This is a genomic window from Pseudorhodoplanes sp. (assembly GCF_050250235.1).
Classification (GTDB): Bacteria; Pseudomonadota; Alphaproteobacteria; order Rhizobiales; family Xanthobacteraceae; genus Pseudorhodoplanes.
Window position 1 is genome coordinate 1 of record NZ_JBFWPA010000253.1, and the last position, 5200, is coordinate 5200.

At 65.2% G+C, this 5200-nt stretch carries 4 protein-coding genes and 1 pseudogene; 3 read left to right on the forward strand and 2 right to left on the reverse strand.

The window, feature by feature from the left end:
* Window positions 1-749, reverse strand: a 749-nt coding sequence (locus tag AB7F49_RS37995; protein WP_428532774.1) for an RHE_PE00001 family protein, incomplete at its 3' end; no start/stop codon positions are given.
* Window positions 750-843: 94 nt separating this feature from the next.
* On the opposite strand from AB7F49_RS37995, the gene AB7F49_RS38000 reads away from it, so the two are divergent.
* The 3 genes and pseudogenes from AB7F49_RS38000 to AB7F49_RS38010 form a co-directional block, all read left to right on the forward strand.
* Window positions 844-2499: a transposase gene (locus AB7F49_RS38000; protein WP_428532783.1), complete on the forward strand. Its 1656-nt coding sequence runs from the start codon at window positions 844-846 to the stop codon at window positions 2497-2499.
* A gap of 1 nt (window position 2500) precedes the next feature.
* The gene (locus AB7F49_RS38005) at window positions 2501-3379 is read left to right on the forward strand and encodes a TniB family NTP-binding protein (RefSeq protein ID WP_428532777.1); all 879 of its coding nucleotides are present in this window, start codon (window positions 2501-2503) and stop codon (window positions 3377-3379) included.
* Window positions 3379-3786: pseudogene (locus tag AB7F49_RS38010) on the forward strand (TniQ family protein); the annotation flags it as partial. The gene AB7F49_RS38005 and the pseudogene AB7F49_RS38010, both read left to right, overlap by 1 nt.
* Window positions 3787-4557: 771 nt before the next feature.
* Here AB7F49_RS38010 and AB7F49_RS38015 read toward each other — a convergent pair.
* On the reverse strand, window positions 4558-4866 hold the full coding sequence (locus AB7F49_RS38015; protein WP_428532780.1) for a DUF982 domain-containing protein: 309 nt from the start codon (window positions 4864-4866) through the stop codon (window positions 4558-4560).
* Between the last annotated feature and the right edge of the window lie 334 nt (window positions 4867-5200).

A 5200-nucleotide genomic window follows, 5' to 3' on the forward strand; every position in this document is an offset into this window, starting at 1 on the left:
CGGCGCTCCCTCGGCACGGCCTTCAGCCCGACATTGAAGCCGAACAGGTGTGACGCCACCTTTCCGCGCGCGCGGAGATGGGCGCTGACGAACTGGCTGCCGAGCCAATGCTGGCGCTGCATAGGCTCTAGCGTTTCCCAGGCGTCCCAAATCAGCGCCGCAGCAAGTGTAGGCGGCAGGTCCGCTACTTCCTGTAGAACCCGCCTCCACTGTGCCAGCCGATCCGCCTCATCCCAGTCAGAATCCCGAACGACGAGGTCGCCGACCACAAGCGGCGAACGGCCCTCGCGCTTTGTAGCCGAGACACGATCAATCAACTGCTGCGACTGCTCGAGGAGCGCGTCGACGCTGGCGAGCTCCTGAGCAAGCGGATCGTCATCGCCGATGAGCACCGGCTCCGCCGTCTCGTCGGTCGAACTCCCCTCCCCTGCCGCGGCGCGGTCCTGGTCGTCGTATCCCGTCAGCGCACCGATCCCCGCGTCGCTCACGGCCCAGCCCGGCCTGTCTCCGGCGATCCGGCGTCGGGCGCGCAGGATGCGGTGAGCGATCGTCAGCTCATGCGTCGGCGCCCGCACATCCATGCGCTCGTCGTGGAGAACGAGGTCCTCGACATGGACAAGCTCGCCCCCCACCCACATGCTCGCGGCCGCATCGAAGAAATGGCCGCGCTCGACGAAGCCCTCTCCGGCCGGACTCCGCCGTACCTGCTCATCCAATCGGGCAAGCTGGTCCTCGGCTGTCGCTTTCACTTCCCGATTTCAATCGTGAGAACGTCATGTGCTGTTTAGGTTTGAGCGCTATGACAGCCATGAATTTTCGCTAACGATTTCACTGACCGCTCATTTGCCGAACCGATTACACAGCCTGATATCGGCGTCCGCCGCGGCGTCACATTCCGATGAAGCATGGTCGACGGCGCGACGCGTTGCGCGTGAGCTGGACAAGATTCTGGACGGTTCGGGTTCCCGGCGGGCGGCGATTACTCGGGCAGCCGCCGAGCTGCAGCTCTCAACCAGGCAGGTCTACAATCTGCTGGTACGCTACCGTGTTGACCGGACAGTGACGTTGCTCTTGCCCGGCGGAGACCGGACCCGGAAGAAGCGGCTCCAGCCGGACATCGAGGAAATCATCGCGACGACATTGCGAGCGCAGTGGCTGGTGCTGGAGGCTCCACCCCTTGCTCCGGTCGTAGCCGAGATCCGCGCCCGCTGCGAGGAGGCCGGCATGGCTCCTCCATCCTATCTGACGGTGGCCCGCAGAATACCTGCACTGTTTGGCCCCGAGGAAATTGCGAAGAAGCGATCCGCGAACCCGAAACATCTCCATCGGCTCAGGGCCCGGCCCGGATACATCCACGCGGCGCACCCGCTGGATGTCTGCCAGATCGATCACACGCCGACCGACATCAACTTCGTCGAGGTTGTCGAGGGCGGCGGAACCTTTGTCGGCCGGGCCTACCTGACGATCGTCACTGACGTGGCGACGCGCTGCATTCTCGGCTTCTGCCTCACGCTCGAAAGGCCGTCGGAGCTCCCGGTCGCATTGTGCCTGGCGCAGGCGATGTGTCCGAAGGAGGAATGGCTGGCAGCGCGCTGCATCGAGCATGGGTGGCCGATGTTCGGTCGACCACGATCGCTGGTCACCGACTCGGCCAAGGAGTTCAAAGGGAATGCCTTCCAGCGCGGGTGCGAGGACTTCGGCATTCGTATCCGCTACCGGGATCGCGGCCGCGTCCACCAGGGTGGCGTGGTCGAAAGGCTGCTCGGGAAGCTCAACGCGGTTCTTGCAACGCAGCCCGGCTCGACGGGCCGGTCCGTGGCAGACCGCGACCAGTATCCCGCTGAGCGGCGGGCGCGTCTCAGCTTCGCCGATCTCGAGCGATGCGTCGCGCTCGCGGTGATCGATCACAATTTACAGCAGAACGCGAGGACGCTGAAGGTGCCGGCGTCGGAATGGGACCGGCAGGCGCACGATCTTGCACGCTTCGACGATAATGCTATGCGAGTCCTGCTTGCATTCATGCCCGGCACGGAGCGGCGCATCTCGCCGCAGGGCGTCAGCATGTTCGCGCTGGACTACTACTCAGCCTGGTTGGGCGAGCTGGTTCCGCAGCGAGACCGGCTGGGCAAGCTTGAGCTTCGATACGACCCGCGCGACATCAGCCACATCTATGCCCGCGATCCCGAAACCAGGGAGTTTCGATCTGTGGAGCGGCGCGACGGTATGCTTGTTCCGATGACGTTGTGGGAACACGAGGCCGACCGGCTGCAGCAACGTAGCGCGAACGCGCGCACGGACGTCGAGAAGGTGAAGCTGCGCCGCCGGATCGCGGAGATCGCAGGCAGAACGAAGCCGACGAAGGCCGAGCTGCGCAATGCGGTGCGCAAATCTCACGCCGCAGACGCGCCCAAGCCCTATGACGCGATGCGGTCGGCGGCGCCGGCGCCTGCCGATCATCCCGTTCGTCCAAAGCGCCGCCTGCCGGTGGAGGATTGGTGACGTGGCGAACCATCTGCTCGATCATGTTCGTCCCCACCTCGACCACAGCACGGCCGAGCGGATCGCTTACATCCAGGCGCCGCGGTGGATCGGACACCAAGTAGCGGTCACGGCGCATGCACGCCTTGGTGAGCTTCTCTCGCGGCCGCCGTCGTTGCGGACCCGGGGCCTGATGCTGGTCGGACCCTATGCCAATGGCAAGACGATGATCGCCGAACGGTTCGCCGTAGGACATCTGAGGACAGCCGGCCAGCAGCAGGTGTGGGTCGTGCAGACGCGCGAGGGCGCAGGTCTCGCCCATTTCTACGGCAGCATCCTGCAAGCGTTGCGCGCGCCGACGGGCAGCAGCCGGGACGTCGGCCGCAAGGCCGAGCAGGTCGATCATCTGCTCGACAGGCTGAAGCCCAGAATCCTGATCTTCGATGAGTTCCACAATGCTCTGCGCGGCCGGGCGCGCGATGTCGAGGCCGTGCTTGGCTTCCTTCGGAGGATGGGCCGCCAGTTCGACATCTCGCCGGTTTTGATCGGCGAGGTCGCCGTCTATGACTTCGTCAACCAGACCGCGGAAATGGCGACCCGGTTCGACCTGCACGCCGTGCCGCGATGGCAATATGGCGAGGAGTTCCTTGCGCTGCTCGACAGCCTCGAGAGTGCGTTTCCGCTTGCCCGCGCGTCCGATCTCTCGGATGAACCCTTGGCGCGAACGATCTTCCAGCTCTCCGAGGGATTGATCGGGGAGATCGTGGCGATCGTCTCCGCGGCGGCGTCGACTGCGGTGAGATCTGGTGAGGAGCGGATCACGAAGTCGGGCATCGAGGCGTTGCGCTACGTCCCGGTCTCGAATCGCCGCCGGGCGCCGGTGCGCGACGACCTGATGTGATGGGTGACGCGGCGCGCAGTGCATTCGCGGTCGAGATCCGCGAGCGTTATCTCGCCATCGCCCGGGACCGCTGGCCGGTTTCCGTTGACCCGCTCCCAGACGAGCTGCTGTCGAGCTGGCTCCATCGTCTTGCACTCGCGAACGGCATCGCGCCGCGATCGTTCGCTGGCGCCCTTGGGTTCGACGAGAGGATGTGGTCGCCGCGCCTCGACCTTTGCCTTCCGCGTCACGTCGCAAAATTGCTAGCCGATCAGACGGGTCTGGCGATCGAAGACATATCGGGAATGACGACCAGCGGCGGTGCGATGGCCCCGCTCCTGCTGCCGCTGCGCGACAGCGCGCACCGGAACCGTTCCACCTGGATGCAGTATTGCCCCCAATGCCTTGCTGCGGACGATGCGCCGTATTTCCGGCGGCAGTGGCGGCTGGCATCGCGTGTGTCGTGCTTCGCGCATGGCTGTGGCCTTCGCGATCGATGCCCAGCCTGCCACGCCGGCATTGCGACCTTCGACCAGGGCGAGCTGGTCCCGCAGCATTTTTGCGCACGATGCGGGTTCGACCTGCGTGCTGCGCCGAAGGCCTCGATCAAGGCGGCCGTGCGGCGGCTGGAGCGCGCGATCGCGGATATATGCCGAGTGGAGGCGGCCAAGGGTTCGGCGAAAACCAGTGACGCGGTTTCCCGCGTGCTGCGCACGCCGGTCGTCGCCGATGTCCGCTCGGGCAGGACGCTCACGAATCTGTCGACCGCCGCGCGCATTCGCTGCTTCGAGGCGCTCGCAGCCAAACCTCCCGAATGGCTCGTGAAAGACATGGACACCGCCGACGCATACCGGCGCTGGATGATCGTGGCCGCGGGCGGCCATGAGGCGCTGATCTCGCGCTTTGTGGAATTCCTAGAGAAGCATCAGGGTTCGCCGCGACCGAAGCGCTTTCAAGTCGTGGGGGCTGATCGACGAGCGCTGTTTCGCGCCTATCTGAAGATCATGGTCGCTCGAGACGGCTGCATCCGGACAGCATCGAGGGTGGTTGTCGGCGGCATCGTCACAGTCGCCCAAGGTGATCGCAAGCTGGATGACCCGCCCGTGAGCCCCCGCCTGCTTCGGCATCATCCTTGGACAGGAATCGCGCCATCCGGGCGCACGGCCCGCGTAGCGGAGCCCGTCCTGCGGTATTGTCCGCTAAAACATGCCGCTGTTCGCCGGCAGGATCGGTCGGGCAGCATTCGACAGCGGGAGCGACGCGGCATCGGGAACAAGAATGTCATGTCGGCGCGCGAAGGCGACGAATGTCGCCCGCACGGTCTCGGCATCGATCTCGCCGGCAAGCCCCGCCTTGCAGGCGTTGAGTGCGACGGCATGCGCGCCGTTGCGGCTGGCAGGGGGCCAGTCCTGGAGCAGCGCGTAGGCTTCCATTACGGTCTCGATCCGAACGGGCAAACCCATTCCGACCAGGACCGTCACGGGTTCTTCAAAGCGGATATGTGGCATGGCTTGATCCTTTCTCGGCAAATGGAAGTGGTGCAACCGGCGACGACGAAACGGAAGCCGAAACGAACGGCCGCCTCGAACGCCGCTGCGCGGGACGTGATGCGGAATATCCGGGAGGTTCGTGCGGGAGAACGATCTGCGCACTGCGTACGAGCGTGGGTTCCTTGCCGGAAAAACTCCGGCCGAGGTTCGGCGCAGGTACGGACCGGTGTGCCTTCACTAACGCCTCGATCCAGGCCGCGACAGCGAGCGGCGGATGCTTCCCTCCGCTGAACCAGGCTTGCACTTCCGACGACGGGCAACCGAGTTCCTCGGCCAGGTCGTCTTCAGACCA

Coding starts and splice junctions, on each gene's coding strand:
- AB7F49_RS38015 (WP_428532780.1), bottom strand. CDS start 4,866: ATGCCACATATCCGCTTTGAAGAACCCGTGACGGTCCTGGTCGGAATG.